This is a genomic window from Streptomyces sp. NPDC001781, from assembly GCF_053596035.1.
This window is the reverse complement of record NZ_JBSFFI010000007.1, coordinates 207,797-226,760: the sequence shown is the minus strand read 5'-3', so window position 1 is coordinate 226,760 and position 18,964 is coordinate 207,797. Positions and strand designations below refer to the sequence as shown.

The window sequence follows — 18,964 nt, the reverse complement described above, 5'->3', positions numbered from 1 at the left end:
CCTTGTACGGTGTACGGCATTATCGGCCGGTGTTTCCGGTCAGCCGGACGTCTTCCGGGTGAGGTCGTAGAGGGTGGCCGAACCGACCGTCACCTTCTCGAAGTTGGCCTCGACCCAGGTACCGATGGCCGAGGCTGTGCCGCCGCCGCCCGTGCCGCCTCGGGCCTCGCCGGTGCCGCCCATGCCGCCGCCCGCGATGTAGTAGTGGATCCGGCCTTCGGCGACGTACCGCTGGAACTGGGCGAGGGTCGGGGAGGGGTCCGTGCCGTTGAAGCCGCCGATCGCCATCACCGGCTCACCGGTGGCGAGTTGGTAACCGGCCGCGTTCTGTGAGCCGGTGGAGGAGGCGACCCAGGTGTAGGAACCGGCGTCGGCCAGGAGGAGCTTCCTGGCCTGGGCGGACACCTCGGCGCCGTCCAGCAGGCCGCCGGCGCCGCCCACGCGGCCGGTCTCGCCGGGGAGGCCGGGGAAGCCTCCGCCGGGGAAGCCCTGACCGTTCTGACCACCCTGGCCCTCGCTCTGGCCGCCGCCCGGACCGCCCTGGCCGGGGAAGCCCCCGCCGGGGAGACCCTGGCCCGCCGCACCACCGGGCGGGGCCTGGCCCTGGCCGCCCGGCATCCCGCCGGGGAAGCCGCCGCGCATGCCCTCGCCCCGGCCGCCCGGACGGCCGAAGCCCATCATGCTCGCGCCCGCCGGTCCGGCCGTCGGGATCGAACCGGTGTGAGCCGAGTTCACCGTGCTCAGCGTGTACGCCGTCGGCCCGGCCAACGCCGCGACGAGACCCAGCGCGGCCGAGGCGAGGGCCGCGTTCCGGGGCGCGCGCCCGAGGAACAGCAGACCGAGCGCGGCGAGCAGACCTCCGGCCGGCACCAGCCACCTCAACCAGGGCAGGTGGTCGGGGGTGCGGTCGAGCAGCACGTACCCCCAGGCGGCCGAGGCCGCCGAGGCGGCGGCGAGCACCCGGCCGGCCCAGGTCTCCGTGCGGCGCTCCCACAGCAGCCCGGCGCCCATGCCGACCACGGCGGCGAGGTAGGGCGCGAGAGCGATCGTGTAGTACTGGTGGAAGATGCCCGCCATGTAGCTGAACACCGCCATGGTGATCAGCAGCGAGCCGCCCCACACCAGGAACGACGCACGGGTGACCGAGGCGCGGCCCAGCCTCCGGGTGGCCCACAGGCCCGCGGCCAGCAGGATCAGCGCGGCCGGGAGCAGCCAGGAGACCTGGCCGCCGACCTCGGCGCCGAACATCCGGTCCCAGCCCGTCGAGCCCCAGCGGCCACCACCGCCCATGCCTCCGCCGCCGACGCTGCCGGTCTCGTCGCCGTTGATCCGGCCGAGCCCGTTGTAGCCGAAGGTCAGCTCCAGGAAGCTGTTGTGCTGCGAGCCGCCGACGTACGGGCGGGAGGAGGCCGGCCACAGTTCGACCACCGCGACCCACCAGCCGCCGGACACCACCATCGCGAGCGTGGCCAGTCCGAGCTGGACCAGCCGCCTGCCGAACCGCACCGGTGCGCAGACCGCGTACACGACCGCCAGCGGGGGCAGGATCAGGAACGCCTGGAGGGTCTTGGCGAGGAAGGCGAAGCCGATGGCCACGCCCGCCCACACCAGCCAGCGGGTCCGGCCGTCCTCGACCGCGCGGACGGTGAAGTAGCAGGCCAGCGTCATCAGCAGGGCCAGCATCGCGTCCGGGTTGTTGAACCGGAACATCAGTGCCGCCACCGGGGTCAGCGCCAGCACCGCGCCCGCGACCAGGCCGGCCACCGCGCTGAACCGGCGCCGTACGGCCGCGTACACGACCGCCACCGAGCCGACGCCCATGAGGACCTGCGGGACCAGGACCGCCCAGGAGTTCAGGCCGAAGATCCGCACCGACAGCTCCATGGGCCACAGGAACGCCGAGGGCTTGTCGACGGTGATGGCGTTTCCGCCGTCCAGCGAGCCGAAGAAGAAGGCTTTCCAGGAGGTGCTGCCCGCCTGCACGGCCGCCGAGTAGAAGGAGTTGGCGAAGCCGGAGGCGCTCAGGCCGTAGAGGTACAGCACGAGGGTCGCGGCGAGCAGCGCCCAGAACGCGGGGCGGGCCCAGCCCGGATCCCCGGCGCGGCCTCGCCACGCCCGCTGCGGGAGCGAGGCCCGTCGTACCGGGGGCAGCCCGGCGACCCGCGGGGGCCGGTCGTACTGGGTGGTCATCGGGGGTCCCCCGTAGCGGTGGTGGTGGGTTCGGCGGAAACGGGTGGGGTCGGGGCGGGTGCCGGCGCCGGATCCCGGCGGTCCGGGAAGACCCAGGCGCGGAAGAGGAGGAAGCGCAGGACGGTCGCGGCCAGGTTGGCGACGACCAGGACAGCGATCTCGGTGCTGTGCGCGGGGCTGGTGCCGGCCGCGTTCAGGGCGGCCAGCGAACCGCTCGTCAGGACGAGGCCGATCGCGAAGACGGCCAGCCCCTGTGCCTGGTGCCGCACCGCTCCGCCCCGGCCGCGCACCCCGAAGGTGAGGCGCCGGTTGGCGGCCGTGTTGGCGAGCGCGGAGAGCAGCAGGGCCAGCGCGTTGGCCGCCTGGGAGCCGCCGAACTGCCGGAAGAGGCTGTAGAGCAGCAGGTAGAAAAGGGTGGAGAGACCGCCGACCACGCAGAACCCGACGAGCTGGCGGGCCAGCCCCTTCGGCACGTCGGGGATCTCGCGGTCGCGGGGGTCGTCGCCGAACGGCCGGGCGAGCCGGTCCAGCGGCAGCGACCCGGTGGTCAGCGCCCGGCCCACCCGCCACACACCCAACAGGTCGTCGGTCGCGGTGCGCACGAGGTGGACGGTGGAGTCCGGGTCGTCGACCCAGTCGACCGGCACCTCGTGGATGCGCAGCCCGGCCCGCTCGGCCAGCACCAGCATCTCGGTGTCGAAGAACCAGCCGGTGTCCTCCACCAGCGGCAGCAGCACCTGGGCCACCTCGCGCCGGATCGCCTTGAAGCCGCACTGGGCGTCGGAGAACCGCGCCTGGAGCGAGCCGCGCAGGATCAGGTTGTAGGCCCGGCTGACGAACTCCCGCTTCGGGCCGCGCACCACCCGCGACGTCCGGCTCAGCCGGGAGCCGATCGCCAGGTCGGAATGGCCCGAGATCAGCGGCGCGACCAGCGGGAGCAGGGCGTTGAGGTCGGTGGACAGATCGACGTCCATGTAGGCGAGGACCGGGGCGTCGGAGGTGGACCACACCGTGCGCAGGGCACGTCCCCGGCCCTTGTGCTCCAGCCGGACGCCGGTCACCTCCGGCCAGCGGGCGGCGAGTTCGGCGGCGATGAGCGGGGTGCCGTCGGTGGAGGCGTTGTCCGCGATGGTGATCCGGAAGGCGTAGGGGAAGGTACGCGCCAGGTGCTCGCGCAGTCCGAGCACGCACCGGCGCAGGTCCTTCTCCTCGTTGTAGACGGGGATCACCACGTCCAGCACCGGGGTACCGGCGGCCGTGGCCGGGAGGTGCTCCCGTGCCGGGAGAGCGGCGGGAGAAGAGTCGGTTCGCATGGGACCGACTCTTCTCAACTCCCCTGTCGGGCCTGTGTGATGACGCTGTGGTCCGGCTGTGAGCGCATCATGGGCTCGGGTCCGGCCGCGGGCAGCCGTACCGTGAACACGGTCCGGCCGGGCCGGCTCTCCACGTCCACGGTGCCGCCGTGCGCGGTGACGACGGCCCGCACGATGGCGAGGCCGAGCCCGGTGGAGCCGGTGGCACGGGTGCGGGCACAGTCGCCGCGCGCGAACCGCTCGAAGACGTGCGGCAGCAGCGCGGCCGGGACACCCGGACCGTCGTCCTCCACCAGGACGCACATCCGGTCGCCCTCCCTGCGCACCCGCGCGGTCACCGTGGTGCCCGGCGGGGTGTGGCTGCGGGCGTTGCCCAGCAGGTTGACCAGGACCTGCTGGAGCCGGGCCGCATCGGCGGTCACCGGCGCCGGTGCGTCGGGCAGGTCGAGCCGCCAGGAGTGGTCGAGCCCGGCCGCGCGGGCGTCGCTGACGGTGTCCACGACCAGCGGAACCAGGTCGGTGCGGTCGAACTGGAGCGGGCGGCCCGCGTCCAGCCGGGCCAGCAGCAGCAGGTCCTCCACCAGCAGGGTCATCCGGCCGGCCTCGGACTCGATGCGGGCCAGCGCGTGCCGGGTGTCCGGGCCGACCGGCTCCCCGCCGCGCCGGGTCAGCTCGGCGTAGCCGCGTATCGAGGCGAGCGGGGTGCGCAGTTCGTGGCTGGCGTCGGCGACGAAGCGCCGGACCCGGGTCTCGCTCTCCTGCCGGGCGTGCAGGGCGCCGTTGACGTGGTCCAGCATCCGGTTGAGCGCGGCGCCGACCCGGCCGACCTCGGTGTGCGGGTCGCACTCGGACTCCGGCACACGCTCACTGAGGTTCACCTCGCCGCTGTGCAGGGGGAGTTCGGAGACGCGGGTGGCGGTACGGGCCACCCGGCGCAGCGGGCGGGTGGCGACGCCGACGATGAGGGTTCCGGCAAGCGACGCGGCGACCAGACCGGCGACGGTGACGCAGACCTCTACCAGGACCAGGGTGTCCACGACGCCGTCCATCTCGGCGGTGGGCAGGGCGACGTAGTACCGGTCGGCGCCGTCGGGGCTCTGCGCGTACCGGACGAGGTAGTCGCCGAGACCGGGGAGACGGACGGTGTGGGCCGCGCCGTCCCGGGGGACGGTGGCGAGGGCGTCGGTCCGGGCCCGGCCGAGCTGGACCGCGCGCATGCGCCGGAAGGCTCCGCTGCCGTCCTTCTGCTCCTCGGAGACGGCACCGGAGACGATCGAGCCGTCGCGCACGTAGGCGGCGACGGTCTGCTTCTGGACGGGGCCGCGGGTGAGCAGGGTGGTGACCCGCTCGGCGGGGCTCTCGCCGGCCGCCGCCGAGGCGAGCGCGGCGGCGGCCGGGTCCGGCGTGCCGGGGGCCAGGTGCGGGCGGCCGACCGCCCGCTCGGCCATCTCCCCTACCTTGCCCTCCAGTTGCTGGTAGAGGTGCTCGTGCAGGGCGAGCGTGGTCACCGTACCGATCACCGCGCAGACCACGGCGATCAGCACGACGGACGCGACCACCAGCCGCGTCCGCAGGGTGCGCGGGGTGCCCGCCCGGCGTACCGGTCTCACGACACGGCGGGCTTGATCAGGTAGCCCGCCCCCCGGCGGGTGTGGATCATCGGCTCGCGGCCGGCGTCGATCTTCCGGCGCAGGTAGGAGATGTACAGCTCCACGACGTTCGCCTGCCCGCCGAAGTCGTACGACCAGACCCGGTCCAGTATCTGCGCCTTGCTCAGCACCCGGCGCGGGTTGCGCATCAGGAAGCGGAGCAGCTCGAACTCGGTGGCGGTCAGGTGGATGGACTCCTCGCCCCGCCGGACCTCGTGACTGTCCTCGTCCAGACTGAGGTCGCCCACCACCAGTACGGACTCCGGGCGCCGGTCGGTGGCTCCGGAGCGCCGGATCAGCCCCCGCAGCCGGGCCACGACCTCCTCCAGACTGAACGGCTTGGTGACGTAGTCGTCCCCGCCCGCGGTGAGCCCCGCGACACGGTCCTCCACCGCGTCCTTGGCGGTGAGGAACAGCACCGGTACGTCCGGGAGTTCACGGCGCAGCCGGCTCAGCACGGTCAGGCCGTCCATGTCCGGCAGCATCATGTCCAGCACCACGGCGTCGGGCCGGAACTCGCGCGCGGCGCGCAGCGCGCCCTGCCCGTCCCCCGCGCTCCTTGTCCGCCAGCCCTCGTAGCGCAGCGCCATGCTCAGCAGTTCGGTGATCGACAGCTCGTCGTCCACCACCAGCACGCGGACGGGGCTGCCGTCCGGCCTCAGCAGTTCGGTGCGCCCCTGGGGCGAGGTCGTGGTCATGGTGAGACCTTGTCGGCACCCTCTGAGAGAGGCCTTTCGCCAGTCTGTGATTTCACTGAGAAAGGCGTGAGAGTCAGAAGAGGCCGTCCTGGCGGGCCCCGAAGTCCTTTACCTGCACGGTGATTTCGCCGTACTGCTGAGCCGGGATCAGTTCCCAGCCGGGGAGCAGCCGGGTGTCGAGCACGAGTACGCCTCTGGCTCCCCCGGTGTCCAGGTGCAGGTCGGGTCCGGCGGCGGCGACGAGTTCCCCGGCCAGGTGTCCTCCGGCGACCAGCTCGGTCACGGCGCCGGTGGCGGGCCCGGCCCGGAGCAGGTTGAAGTCGTCCATGTGGTCGATGACGCGGCACGGTTCTCGTACGACGGAGCCGGGCCAGTCCGCCAGGGAGACGGCCCGTGCGTGCAGCTCCCGCACCTCCGCCGCCCGCTCCCCGGGACCGGCCGGGAGAGCGGCCCGTACGGTGCGCTTGCCGGCGTACGGAATCCGGTCCGGGACGCCGAGCGCGGCCCGCAGCAGTTCCTCGGTGCGCCGGGCGGCCATCAGCGGGCCGGTACCGAGCCAGGTGAAACAGACGGCACCCTGCTCCAGCAGCCGCGCCGAACCGCGCTCGACGGCGGTGATGCCGACCTTGACCATTCCGGGGCCGAACCAGGCGAGGTAGACGCGGTACGGGCGGGGATCGTCGGCGATCGTGTCGGCGGCCACGGAGTGCGCGCGGTCCAGCCGGGCGCACTCCTCGCAGCGGGCGCCGGTGCTGCGCGCAGGTACCGGGCCGCGGGTGGGGCACGCGTGGCCCCGCGCGCCGACGCAGCGCCGGACGGTGTCCTCCCGTACGCCGAAGGCGACCCGCTTCCCCCACGTCAGCGCGCTGCGCCGGCCACCGGACCAGACCAGCACGGGTCCTTCCGCGGACCAGCGCAGTCCCGTACACGTCCACATCTGTGCTGCCATCACTCGTGAGGGTAGGAGATGCCGCCGACACCGCCCGTACGGCGGCGAGGGCCTCGCCGGCCCGGAGGCCGCACTCCTCCAGCCGGACGGTGGCGTGGCCGACCTCGCAGAGACCGGCCGCACCGATCCCCCTCTTGCGAAACCGCAAGAGGCTACGGCCCAGCCGGGCAGTGCATCTCGGTCTCGGCACCGGGCATCCGAGCTCTGCTCGCACTCGAGGAGGACAGATGCCCATGACCACCCCGCTCGCCTACAAGGGGCTCGAACTGATGCCCACCTGGTTCGTGACCATGGTCGGCGTACTGGCGGTGATCGGGATCGCCCTGGCCTACGTCCGGAGGCGATGACGACGAGAAGTGACCGGCAGGCCGTCACCGAGGACCAGCGCCACCGGGCGGATCGGTGCGGATTCGCCCCGTCCCACTTCTCACCACGAACGCAAGAGGCCCCGGATTTCTCCGGGGCCTCTTTACTGTGCACTCGGCAGGATTCGAACCTGCAACCTTCTGATCCGTAGTCAGATGCTCTATCCGTTAAGCTACGAGTGCTTGTTCTTTTGTTTTTGTCTCCGTTTCCCTGGCCTTTCGGCCCGTCCCGGCGACAGGAAGAACATTACATGACTGCCGCCGTCATGTGAAATCCGTTCCCCGCACCTTGCCTGACCTGCGAAAACGTCGAAACCTCGACCGCGGGATCCCGTCCGCGCAGACCCCCGCAACGCCGAAGCCCCGGTCCAGACGGACCGGGGCTTCGGATCAGGTGCGGAGGCGGAGGGATTTGAACCCTCGATGGGCTTTAAGACCCAAACCGCATTAGCAGTGCGGCGCCATAGACCGGACTAGGCGACGCCTCCAGCACAACCACTCCCGCGAGCGCGCGAACGGTGCGTGCAGATGATGACACAGGCAAGCGCGGTGTCACCAATCGACCCCCACGGTACTAGGCACCAGGCCCGCAGGGCAAAGGGCTTCCCCGGCGAGGCGCGCACCGCTGAAGCGGTAGGTGTCCGCAGGTGGGGCGCAACGTACGGCGGGGACGCGCGTTGGGGTGGGTATGAGTGCTCTCCCGCGGCGCGCCGTCGCGCCCCTCGCCCTCTCCCTCCTGTGCGGACTCGCCGCCGCCCCGGCCGAGGCGGCCCCCTCCCCCGCCGCCGCCCCGGCCCAAGCGGCTCCGGCCCACGCCGGGGCGAGGCCGGCGGCCTCGGCGATCCCCGTCCGCACCGCACCGGCCCGGCCCGCCTCCGTCTCCGCCACCCCCGCCCTCCCCCCACCCCCGCTCCCCGAAGACCGGACCGGCGACCACCTCACCCTCGTCGTCCGCGGGGCCGGGCCGGGGCGGGACGGCGTGCGGCAACTCTTCTGCCATCCCGAGGGCGGCGATCACCCCGACCCCGCCGCCGCCTGCCGGGTCCTCGACAAGGAAACCCAGTGGGGGCGGGACACCTTCGCCCCCGTCCCCCCGGACAGCGTCTGCACGATGATCGACGGCGGACCCGCCACCGCCCATGTCACCGGCTCCTGGGCCGGCCGTCCCGTGGACGCCGACTTCAGCCGGCGCGACGGTTGCGAGATCGCCCGCTGGGACCGGCTGGTGCCGTTCCTGCCGAGTGCCGGGGCGTGGAAATCCCCGTAAAGGTCCGGCGAAGGTCTCAGGGAGTGGTCGCGCAGCCGGCGGATGCCGGACGGAGGGGGCGGCAGCGGGCCCGGGCGCACGTCAGCGGCAAGTCGCCTACCGCGGAAGGCGACCCGTGGCGGGATGCGGGCATATGTTCGGCGTCACTTCGTCGTGGTACCTCCTTCCCATCCGGCGCCGTGCGCGCGGGCGGAGCCCTTAGACTCCCTCGCGTGACACCCCGCGGGCCGCTTGGCAAGATGGCCCGAGCGGTCGGCAAGGTGCGGTGACAGGGAGGAAGCGTCTCGTGAGCAGCAGGCCATCCCGAGGCGCTGCTCGCCTCGCAGCCATACTCGACGCCCTGCCCGACGCGTTGCTCCTGGTCAACGCCAACGGCACGGTCGTCAACGCCAACACCATCGCCCTGGAGGCGTTCGAGGCACCCGGTACGGCGCTCGTGGGGCGAGGTCTGCTCGATCTGCTGCCGCAGTTCGACTCCAAGCTGATCCCCGGCTCGATGCGCCGCCCCGACCACATGGACCCGGCCGGGCGCACCAAGCCGACACGGATGGTCGCCCGGCGCACCGACGGCACCGAGTTCCCGGTCGAGGTCACCAGCGCCAACCTGGAGAACCCCCAGCAGGCGTACGACGGTTCGGCCTACACCGGCGACGAGCTGCTGATGCTCGTCGTACGGGACCTCTCCGGGACCGTCGACACCGAGGCCGAACTCGCCCGTTCGCAGCGGCAGACCGAGATGATCCTGCGCGCCGCCTCCGAGGGCGTCGTCGGCACGGACACCGACGGCCGGATCGTGCTGGTCAATCCCGCCGCCGCGCAGATCCTCGGCTACCGCGCCGGTGAGCTGGGCGGTCGCGAGCTGCACACCCTCGTACTGCACTCCCGTGCCGACGGCTCCCCCTTCCCGTACGACGAGTCGCCGCTCGCCGACACCCTGCGCTCCGGGCGCAAGCACCGGGTGCGCGGGCAGGTGCTGTGGTCCAAGAGCGGGGACGAGGTCTCCGTCGACCTGACCACCGCCCCGGTGCGCGACGGCGACCAGCTCGTCGGCGCCGTCATGACCTTCACCGACCGGCGCCCCTACCAGTCCCTGGCCGACGAGAAAGAGGCGCTGGAGAAGGCGCACGCCGAGGAACTGGAGCGGCTCGCCGAGGAGCACGCCGCCGACCTCACCGCGCTGCGCCAGAAGCACGCCGCCGAGATCGAGGACCTGACCGGGCGCGGCGCCGCCGAGCTGACCGGGCTGCGCGAGAAGCTCCAGGAGGAACTGGCGGCGGGCGAGGAGCGGTACGCCGCCCTCGGTGAGCGCGAGAAGGACCGGTACGACGCCCTCGCCGGGCGCCACGAGCAGTTGCTCACCCTCCTCGCCTCCTCCCTGCGCGGCCCGCTGGACGAGCTGCGCCGCGAACTGGCCGCCCTCGCCGCCGACGACGCGGGTCAGCTCTGGCCCGAGGCCAACCAGGTGCTGCACCACCTCTCGGCCGGCTACGCCCGCATCACCGCCCTCATCGACAACGTCCTCGGCTACCAGCGCCTGGACTCCGGCGCCGACGACATCACCCGGACCAAGGTGATGCTGGACGCGGTCGTCGCGGCCGGTGTCGACGGTGCCGTGGAGCTGATCGGGCCGGGACGCGTGCAGTTCGCCGTGCACGCTCCGCCCATCGAGGCCGAGGTCGACCCGCAGCGGCTCGCCACCGCGCTGGCCCACCTCGTGGCGGACGTCGCGGGCGTGGACGCCACCGGCAACGCCCCGGTCTCGTCCGCCGGTTACCTGGACAACACCGTGGTGGTCGCGGCCGCCCAGCGCGGCGAGGTCGCGCGCGTCGAGGTGCGCGGGCCGTACGCCGGGGGCGACCCGGTGCACGAACCGATCGTGCGGGGCATCGTCCGGGCGCACGGAGGTGTGCTCCAGACACATGAGGTGCCGGGCATGAGTGGGCGTGCCTACGTCCTCGAAGTACCGCTGGGCGACGGCGCCGGTACGGTCGCCGCGCAAGTCCCGGACCGCCACGAGGCCGTGCCGACCGGCGCCGAGGTCGCGCTCGTGGGCGACGCGGGCGAGCAGGGCGGCCGCCGGAGGGCTCGGCGGTCGTCGACCGACGCGTTCCTGGAGAGCGAGGTCGCGGGCGCCGAAGCCGTCGAAGCCACCGACGCGCCGGGCGCTCCCGCACCCACCGGGCGGCGCCGCAGGCGCGGTGCCCCGGCGGCCGAGGAACTCGCACCGGCCGCGATCGAGAGCGCGGAGGCGGCCTCCAGCGGCACCGGCCGGCGGCGGGGCCGTCCCGCCGAGACCGGCGACGGGGTGGCGGCCGAGGGTGCCGTGATGACGGCGGCGGAGCACGCCGCCGGAACCGCCGCTTCCAACACCGGACTCGGTGGCGCCGTGCCCCCGCAGGGCGTACCGGTGCCCGCCGGGCAGCGGGCCCCGCAGAGCGGCGGTGAGCAGGCCGCGCTGCCGCCCGCGCTTCCCGCACCGGGTGCGCAGGACGCGTCGTCCGCGGACGCCCAGCCGACCGGGCGGCGCCGTCGTGCGCTGGCCGCCGCGGCAGAGCGCGCGGCCGCGCAGGACACGGGTGCGCGTACGGTCTTCGCCCTGCCACCCGCCGAGGCGGACCGGACGCCGGAGGCGGAGACGCCGGGCGTGCGGGTGGGCCCGCTGCCCGGGGCACCGGTTCCCGGGGCCGGTACGGCCGCGGGGGCCGGGATCGCTCCCGGGATGACGGTGAAGGCCGGGCCGCTTCCGGTGCACGAGGTCGGCCGGGGGCCCGCTCCGGTGCCCCAGGGTGCCGCTCAGGTGCCGGGCGGCGCCCAGGTCGTGACTCCCGTCCCGGCCCAGGGTGCGGCTCCGGTACCGGGCCCCGTCCCGGCCCAGGGTGCAGCTCCTCCGCAGACCCCCGCACCGGCGCCGGCCCCCGTGGCCGTCCCCGGTGACGCCCAGGGCGTGGCCCCCGCCGCGGCCCAGGTCCCCGCGCCGGCCGCCCCCGCCCAGTCCGCTCCCGTACCGCCGCGGCACCCCGCCGAGGGTGACCCGGCCGCCGGGGGGCGGCACGACGCCGCGCCCGTGGACCAGTCCGGGGACCACACGCCCGCGCAGCCGCATCCGACCACCGCGCCCACCGGCAGGCGCCGCCGTGCCGTGGCCCCGCCGGCGCAGCAGGAGGCGGCGATCCCGGCTCAGGCCACTCCCCCGGCCCAGCCCCTCGCCGTACCCGCGCAGGCGACCGCTCCCGAGGCGGCCGTGCCCGCGCAGCCGCTGCCTGCCGAGGCCGCGCCCGCCCCGGCTCCCGTTCCGCAGCCGTGGCCCGACGACGAGGACGACGACACGGCGGGGGCGGGACTCCCCGGTGCCTCGCTGCCGCCGCAGTTCACGCCGCAGACCCGGGCGGCACAGCCCCTCCCCGCCGAGGCGCCCGACGCCAACTCCACCCAGGGCCGCGCGATCAGCGTGCGCACGCTGGGCCAGGGCGTGCCCTTCGTACGGCAGGCCGCGCAGGTGCAGCAGCCGACCGCGACCCCGCCCCCGCACGCGACCAACGGCAGCGGACGGCGCCGCAAGCTGGGCACCCCGCCCCCGCGCCCGGAGGCACAGCCCGAGGCTGGCGCCCGTGCGCACCCCGAGGCCGTGCCGGCGCCCGCGCAGCCGCGCCGGGCTCCGGGCACCGAGGGCGTCGGCCGGTCGTACGCCATAGGGGCGCCGGACGCGAACGCCGCCGAGGGGCCCGAGCCGCTGGACGGTCCCGGCGGCGCGGTGGAGGTCGCGGACACCCCCCGTCCGCAGCCGATGGACGACGAGCTGCCCCCGGAGCCGCTGGACAACCCGCGCCGGCTGCTGGTGTGGCCCGCGCCGGACGTGACGACGTCGGAGGCGCTGAGCACCCGCGGCTACCGGCCGGTGGTCGTGCACTCGCGCGAGGAGGTCGACGCGCAGATCGCGGCGTTCCCCGCCGCGCTGTTCGTGGACCCGCTGACCGGCCCGATCACCCGGACCGCGCTCCAGTCGCTGCGCCAGGCGGCGGTGGCCGCCGAGGTTCCGGTGCTGGTGACGGCGGGCCTCGGCCAGGCGAGCCGTGAGGCGGCCTACGGCGCCGACCCGGCGGTCCTGCTGAAGGCGCTCGCGCCGCGTGACAGCGAGCAGCATCCGCCGCGGGTGCTGCTGATCGAGGAGCACGCGGAGATCGCGCTGGCGCTCACGGCGACGCTGGAGCGGCGCGGGATGCAGGTGGCGCGGGCCGCGAGCGACGCCGACGCGGTGACGCTGGCCGGGCAGTTCCGGCCGAACCTCGTGGTGATGGACCTGATGCAGACCAGGCAGCGCCAGGCCGGGATCGTGGACTGGCTGCGCGCCAACGGGCAGCTCGAGCGGACCCCGCTGGTCGTCTACACGGCGGCGGTCGAGTCGGCGGACCTGCCGAAGCTGGCGTCGGGCGAGACGGTGCTGTTCCTCGCGGAGCGCTCCACCAGCGACGAGGTGCAGGGCAGGATCGTGGACCTGCTGGCCCGCATCGGCACCAACTGAACCGGAGGGCCGGGGGTGTTCGTGCCCCCGGCCCCTTTCCGGTCAGAGCCGCGTGACGTCCAGCTCCCCTTCCGCGTACCGCCTGCGCAGCACCTTCTTGTCGAACTTGCCGACGCTGGTCTTCGGGACGGTCTCGACGATCGTCCAGCGCTCGGGGAGCTGCCAGCGGGCGATCCCGCACTCCTCGGCGAGGAAGACCCGCAGCGCCTCGAAACCGACCTCCGCGCCCTCCTTCAGCACCACGGTGGCCAGCGGGCGTTCGTCCCACTTCTCGTCCGGCACGGCGACCACGGCGGCCTCGGCCACGTCCGGGTGGGCCATCAGGGCGTTCTCCAGCGCGACCGAGGAGATCCACTCGCCGCCGGACTTGATGACGTCCTTGGCACGGTCGGTCAGGGTGAGGTAGCCGTCGGGCGAGATGGTGCCGACATCGCCGGTCTTCAGCCAGCCGTCCTCACTGAACTTGTCGTCGGGGCGCAGGGGTTCGGCGTCGGGGCCGTTGTAGTAGGCGCCCGCGATCCAGGGTCCGCGCACCTCCAGTTCGCCCGCCGACTCGCCGTCCCACGGGAGGCGTTCGCCGCCGGGGCCGGTGAGGCGGGCCTCGACGGAGGTGGGGAAGCGGCCCTGGGTGAGCCGGTAGGCGAACTCCTCCTCGGTGCCGATCGCGTGGGCCGGCGGCCGGGCGACCGTGCCGAGCGGGGAGGTCTCGGTCATGCCCCAGGCGTGGCAGACCCGCATGCCGAGCGCGTCGAACGCCTCCATCAGGGAGGGCGGGCAGGCCGCGCCGCCGATGGTGACCTGGACGAGGGAGGACACGTCGCGGGGGTGGGCGCCGAGTTCGGCGAGCAGTCCCTGCCAGATGGTGGGGACGGCGGCCGCGTGCGTCGGGCGCTCGGCCTCGATCATCTCCGCGAGGGGCGCGGGCTGCAGGAACCGGTCCGGCATCAGCAGGTTGACGCCGGTCATGAAGGCGGCGTCGGGCAGGCCCCAGGCGTTGACATGGAACTGCGGGACGACCACCAGCGAGGTGTCCTGGTCCGTCAGGCCCATCGACTGGGTCATGTTCACCTGCATGGAGTGCAGGTAGACCGAACGGTGGCTGTACACCACGCCCTTGGGGTCACCGGTGGTGCCGGAGGTGTAGCACATGGCGGCGGCCCGGCGCTCGTCCAGCTCGGGCCAGTCGTACGTCTCCGGGCGGCCGGCGAGCAGTTCCTCGTACTCGTGCACCCGCGCGGTGCCGGCCGCGAGCGGGGCGCGGTCACCGGGGCCGGACACCACGATGTGCTCGACGGTCGGCAGTTGGGGCAGCAGGGGGGCGAGCAGCGGGATCAGCGAGCCGTTGACGATGATCACGCGGTCGGCGGCGTGGTTGACGATCCACGCGAGCTGCTCGGCGGGCAGCCGCAGGTTGAGCGTGTGCAGCACGGCGCCCATGGACGGGATGGCGAAGTACGCCTCCACGTGCTCGGCGTTGTTCCACATCAGGGTGGCGACCCGGTCGTCGTCGCGCACCCCGAGGCCGGACAGTGCGTGCGCGAGCTGGGCCGAGCGGGTGCCGGTCTCGGCGAAGGTGCGCCGGTGCGGCTCGGCCTCGCCGGTCCAGGTGGTGATCCGCGACGACCCGTGCACGGTGGAGCCGTGGGTCAGGATCCTCGAGATCAGCAGCGGTACGTCCTGCATGGTGCTCAGCACGGCGGGCGTCCTCCCCGGCAGCGTTGCCTGTACGGAAGTAGAGTCGCGCTGATTCTGCGCACATACCGAGCGGTATGTCACTAGGGGCAGGGAAACTCGCGCCGCATGCCGTGCCCTCCGGCGGCGCCGCTCAGCGGGCGAGGCCGAGCTCCGGGTCCTCGCGGAGCTTGCCGAGGGCGCGGGAGACGGCGGACTTCACGGTGCCGACCGAGACCCCGAGCTGCTCGGCGGTCTGGGCCTCGCTGAGGTCCTCGTAGTAGCGCAGGACGACCATCGCCCGCTGGCGCGCGGGCAGGCGCATGATCGCCCGCCACATCGCGTCGCGCAGCGCCTGCCGTTCGGCCGGGTCGTCGGCACCGGGGCGCGGCTCGGGCTCGGGCAGTTCCTCGCAGGCGAACTCGTCCACCCGGCGCCTGCGCCACTGCGAGGTACGGGTGTTGACCAGGGCGCGGCGCACGTAGCCGTCCAGCGCCCGGTGGTCCTCGATGCGCTCCCAGGCGACGTACGTCTTGGCCAGCGCGGTCTGCAGCAGGTCCTCGGCGTCGCTCGGATCGGCGGTGAGCGAGCGGGCGGTGCGCAGCAGGGCGGGGTGGCGGGCGCGGACGTAGGAGGCGAAGGAGGGGTACAGCGATGTCGCCTCCGGGGCGAGCCGGGGGTGGGGGAGAGTCCGCCGCGCCGGTGCGGCGGCCGAGGCGCTGGTGCAGACGGGTGCGGTCATGTCTCCACGCTAAAAGCGGGTGCGGCCCGGGGGATCGGCCGGAGGTCCCGAAGCCGGGTCCGCCTCAGGTTGTAGGGGTGGGGTACGCCGGACCTCCTGAAGGTGGAGTGGATCTCCACCCGGCCTGGGGGTTGTCCCGGAGGGGTTCCCGGGGCGGGGCGAGGCGCACATGACGACAGCGGCGCGGCGGGCACCGAAGTGCCGGCCGCGCCGCTGTCATGACCCCGAAGCACACCCCGGCGGAGCCCCTCCCCAGGGACCCCGCCCCCGGCTCACCGGAGAGGTCCGCGGTGACTGCTGTCCATCTCTTCCTCCAGACCCGAATCACATCCCGGACAGGGCGGCCGGCCGGCCGTCCCGACCCGTTTCCTGCGGCGTCGCACCGGAGTACTGCCCGTCCCACTCCACCCCAATCTCCTCAGGGCACTGGATTACCACGCAAGCGTGACGAGAAGTCGATAAACCCTCATCACCACATTTCCCGGTCTTGGCATCGACACCGGCCACTCCCACCCGCTTTCCATCGTCGAACATCTGTACGACCATGGGGTCATGGCCACCTCCGACCGGCAGGCCACGCCGCCGGCCCTCGCCCACGCGCTGTCGGCCGCCGAGCGCGGGCTGGCCGTCATCCCCCTGTCCCGGCGGAAGCTCCCGGCGCTGCGCTCCCCGCACCACGACGACCCCGCGCACCCGCCCTGCCACGGCGAGTGCGGCCGGCCCGGCCATGGGGTCCACGACGCCTCCGCCGACCCCGCCCGCGTGCGCGCCCTCTTCGCCGCAGCGCCCTGGGCCACCGGCTACGGCATCGCCTGCGGGCTCCCACCGCACCATCTGATCGGCGTCGACCTGGACACCAAGCCCGGCACCGACTCCCCGGCCGCGCTGAGCGCCCTCGCGGTACGGCACGGATTCGCGATCCCCGAGACGGTCGTCGTGCTCACCCCGAGCGGCGGCCGCCACCTCTGGCTCACCGGCCCGGGGGACGTGGCGGTCCCCAACTCCGCGAGCCGGCTGGCGCCCGGAATCGACATCCGGGGCGCGGGCGGCTACCTGGTCGGCCCCGGCTCACGGGGAACCCGCGGTCCGTACACGACGGCGCCGGGCACGGACCGACTCCGCCCGGCGCCCTGTCCCCCCGCCCTGCTGCACCTGCTCCTGCCGCCGGCACCCCGGCCCTCGCGGACGCACCCCGCCGACGGGGGCGCGGCGCTGGTCCACTTCGTCCGCGCCGCGCACGAGGGCGAGCGCAACTCCCGCCTCTTCTGGGCGGCGTGCCGTGCCCGGGAGCAGGGCCTGGGGAGGGCGCTGGCCGGCCCCCTCCTGGACGCGGCCCTGGACACGGGCCTGCCGGAGGCGGAGGCACGGGCGACGCTGGGATCGGCGGCGCGGAGGGCACCGGGAACTTGATGAAGCCCCCGCGACGGCGGATCGTGGACCCGTCCCCGACAGCCTCTGGAGGCACAGTGCCCGCCCTGCACGTCAAGGCATTCGACCACCTAGTCCTCAACGTCGCCGACGCCGAACGCTCCCTCGCCTTCTACACGGCCCTCCTCGGCCTCCAGCCCGAGAACGTCGAGGAATGGCGCGCCGGCAAGGCCCCCTTCCCCTCCGTCCGCATCACCCCGGACACGATCATCGACATCGTCGAGGGCCCGAGGCACGAGTCCAACATCGACCACTTCTGCCTGGTCGTGGACCCCCTGGACTGGACCGAGGTGATCGCCTCCGGCCGCTTCACGGTCCTTCAGGGCCCGGTCCAGCGCTCCGGCGCGCGGGGCGAGGCGACGTCGGTCTACGTTGAGGACCCGGACGGGAACACGATCGAGCTGCGCTGGTATCCGGGGGACGTGCAGGCGTAGCACGGCGCGCGCGAAAGGGGCGCCCCTGACCAGGGGCGCCCCTTCCGATTCCTGCCTGCGCGGAGGCGGTGGGATTTGAACCCACGGTGACATCGCTGCCACGACGGTTTTCAAGACCGTTCCCTTAGGCCGCTCGGGCACACCTCCCCGCTTCGCCCACCTGGGGCGGAGCGGGGTACAGCGTACCGGGAGCGGGGACGGGGCGGGGACGGACCCGGCTCAGCTGTCGCCGACCCGGGAGCCGAGGGTGAGGTCGACGGTGTGCTGGTCGCCGCCCCGGGTGTAGGTGACCTTCACCTTGTCGCCGGGCTTGTGGGTCCAGATCTCGCCGATCAGGGTGGGGCCGCTGTCGATGACCGAGTCGTCCAGCTTGGTGATGACGTCGCCCGGCTTGAGGCCGGCCTTGGCGGCGGGGCCGCCCGCCTCGACCGCGTCCGCACCGCCGGTGCCCTGGTCGGTGATCTTCGCCCCGTCGGTGGACTCCTCCAGGGAGACCGAGGCACCGATCTTGGCGTACTCCGGCTTGCCGTTCTTGATGAGCTGCTGGGCGACGTACTTGGCCTGGTTGATCGGGATGGCGAAGCCGAGGCCGATCGAGCCGGACTGGCCGGAGCCGAAGCTGCCGCCGCTGGTGGACTGGATCGCGGAGTTGATGCCGATCACCGCGCCGGAGGCGTTGAGCAGGGGGCCGCCGGAGTTGCCCGGGTTGATCGACGCGTCGGTCTGCAGGGCGCTCATGTAGGACGCCTTGCTGCTGGAGCTGCCGTCGCTGGAGGCCACCGGGCGGTTCTTGGCGCTGATGATGCCGGTCGTCACCGTGTTGGACAGCCCGAAGGGGGCACCGATGGCGATCGTCTCGTCGCCCACCGCGACCTGGTCGGAGTTTCCGAGGGAGAGCGGCTTGAGGTCCGAGGGCGCGTTCTTCAGCTTGATGACGGCCACGTCGTAGCCCTGGGCGTGTCCCACGACCTCGGCGGCGTACTTGCGGCCGTCCGGGAAGGTGGCGGACAGCTTGCCGCCGTCGACCGCCTCGGCGACCACGTGGTTGTTGGTGACGATGTGACCCTGGGTGTCGAAGACGAACCCGGTGCCCGTGCCGCCCTCGCCGCTGTTGCTCTCCGCCTCGATGGTGACCGTGCTGGGCAGCGCCCTGGAGGCCACGCCCGCGATGGTGCCCGGCGCCCGCTTGACCTGCGAGGCTCCGCTGTCCGCCGCGGAGACGGTGGTGGAGCCCTGGCCGTCGTTGTCCTTGGCCAGGGTGTAGCCGAGGCCGCCGCCCAGACCGCCGGCCACCAGCGCGGCCACCAGCACTGCCGCGATCAGCCCGCCGCGCCCGCCACCGGCCGGCTTCGGCGCCGGCGGCTGGTAAGAGGCGCCCCAGCCACCTCCGGCGCCACCCGCGCCCGCCTCGCCGTAACCCGGCGTGCCGGGCGGCGGCGGGGGCGGCCAGGAGCCCTCGGGGGCGCGGTAGGCCGGCGCTGCGCCGGGCCCGTACGGATGCTGCTCCGGCGGGCCGGGGGGCACCGGCGGAAGCTGAGCCGTCGCCCCCGCGTCACCCTGCGGGGGAGCGGGAGATGCCACCGGCACAGGAGGTGCGGACGGGGCCGGGGGTACCGCGTTGCCCTCGTTCTCGGTGCTCACAGCTCTTCTCTCCTCGATCCACAGCTGTTGTCGTCGGTCACGCTCGATCGAAACCGATCATTATCGGTTCCCCACCGGTCGCGTCCTGTCGTACACGG

General features: G+C 73.7%; 12 protein-coding genes and 3 tRNA genes. 4 read left to right on the top strand and 11 right to left on the bottom strand.

Going from position 1 to position 18,964, the window contains the following annotated elements:
• Window positions 1-39: 39 nt before the first annotated feature.
• From ACWCV3_RS09545 to ACWCV3_RS09515, 7 genes are all read right to left on the bottom strand, one after another.
• Window positions 40-2,190, bottom strand: coding sequence for an ArnT family glycosyltransferase (locus tag ACWCV3_RS09545; protein ID WP_451220839.1), 2,151 nt, complete (start codon window positions 2,188-2,190; stop codon window positions 40-42).
• Window positions 2,187-3,503, bottom strand: a complete 1,317-nt coding sequence (locus ACWCV3_RS09540; RefSeq protein WP_451220836.1) for a glycosyltransferase — start codon at window positions 3,501-3,503, stop codon at window positions 2,187-2,189. The genes ACWCV3_RS09545 and ACWCV3_RS09540 overlap by 4 nt, the downstream gene beginning before the upstream one ends.
• Before the next feature lie 14 nt (window positions 3,504-3,517).
• On the bottom strand, window positions 3,518-5,113 hold the full coding sequence (locus ACWCV3_RS09535; RefSeq protein WP_451220833.1) for an ATP-binding protein: 1,596 nt from the start codon (window positions 5,111-5,113) through the stop codon (window positions 3,518-3,520).
• A complete protein-coding gene (locus ACWCV3_RS09530) occupies window positions 5,110-5,850 on the bottom strand; it encodes a response regulator transcription factor (protein ID WP_451220830.1) in 741 nt (246 codons plus the stop codon). The genes ACWCV3_RS09535 and ACWCV3_RS09530 overlap by 4 nt, the downstream gene beginning before the upstream one ends.
• Window positions 5,851-5,923: 73 nt before the next feature.
• Window positions 5,924-6,799 (bottom strand): DUF2797 domain-containing protein, encoded by an 876-nt coding sequence (locus tag ACWCV3_RS09525; protein ID WP_451220827.1) that lies wholly within the window; start codon window positions 6,797-6,799, stop codon window positions 5,924-5,926.
• A gap of 475 nt (window positions 6,800-7,274) precedes the next feature.
• Window positions 7,275-7,347: transfer RNA gene (locus tag ACWCV3_RS09520), tRNA-Arg, on the bottom strand.
• A gap of 214 nt (window positions 7,348-7,561) precedes the next feature.
• Window positions 7,562-7,652 (bottom strand) — tRNA-Ser (locus ACWCV3_RS09515).
• A 200-nt stretch (window positions 7,653-7,852) separates the two neighbouring features.
• Here ACWCV3_RS09515 and ACWCV3_RS09510 point away from each other — a divergent pair.
• Together ACWCV3_RS09510 and ACWCV3_RS09505 are read left to right on the top strand one after the other, a co-directional pair.
• A complete protein-coding gene (locus ACWCV3_RS09510) occupies window positions 7,853-8,431 on the top strand; it encodes an SSI family serine proteinase inhibitor (protein WP_451220824.1) in 579 nt (192 codons plus the stop codon).
• A gap of 286 nt (window positions 8,432-8,717) precedes the next feature.
• On the top strand, window positions 8,718-12,950 hold the full coding sequence (locus tag ACWCV3_RS09505) for a PAS domain-containing protein (protein ID WP_451220822.1): 4,233 nt from the start codon (window positions 8,718-8,720) through the stop codon (window positions 12,948-12,950).
• A gap of 42 nt (window positions 12,951-12,992) precedes the next feature.
• Here the strand turns inward: ACWCV3_RS09505 and ACWCV3_RS09500 are convergent, their stop codons facing one another.
• Both ACWCV3_RS09500 and ACWCV3_RS09495 read right to left on the bottom strand, forming a co-directional pair.
• Entirely contained in the window at window positions 12,993-14,645 is a 1,653-nt protein-coding gene (locus ACWCV3_RS09500; protein WP_451220819.1) for a long-chain fatty acid--CoA ligase, read from the bottom strand.
• A 130-nt stretch (window positions 14,646-14,775) separates the two neighbouring features.
• Complete coding sequence (locus tag ACWCV3_RS09495) at window positions 14,776-15,363, bottom strand: SigE family RNA polymerase sigma factor (RefSeq protein ID WP_451220816.1); 588 nt, start codon at window positions 15,361-15,363, stop codon at window positions 14,776-14,778.
• Between the two features lie 552 nt (window positions 15,364-15,915).
• On the opposite strand from ACWCV3_RS09495, the gene ACWCV3_RS09490 reads away from it, so the two are divergent.
• Window positions 15,916-16,773, top strand: coding sequence for a bifunctional DNA primase/polymerase (locus ACWCV3_RS09490; RefSeq protein ID WP_451220813.1), 858 nt, complete (start codon window positions 15,916-15,918; stop codon window positions 16,771-16,773).
• A gap of 56 nt (window positions 16,774-16,829) precedes the next feature.
• On the top strand, window positions 16,830-17,225 hold the full coding sequence (locus tag ACWCV3_RS09485; protein WP_451220810.1) for a VOC family protein: 396 nt from the start codon (window positions 16,830-16,832) through the stop codon (window positions 17,223-17,225).
• 60 nt (window positions 17,226-17,285) lie between these two features.
• Here the strand turns inward: ACWCV3_RS09485 and ACWCV3_RS09480 are convergent.
• Together ACWCV3_RS09480 and ACWCV3_RS09475 are read right to left on the bottom strand one after the other, a co-directional pair.
• Window positions 17,286-17,372: transfer RNA gene (locus tag ACWCV3_RS09480), tRNA-Ser, on the bottom strand.
• 72 nt (window positions 17,373-17,444) lie between these two features.
• The gene (locus ACWCV3_RS09475) at window positions 17,445-18,866 is read right to left on the bottom strand and encodes a S1C family serine protease (protein ID WP_451220807.1); all 1,422 of its coding nucleotides are present in this window, start codon (window positions 18,864-18,866) and stop codon (window positions 17,445-17,447) included.
• Window positions 18,867-18,964 lie beyond the last annotated feature (98 nt).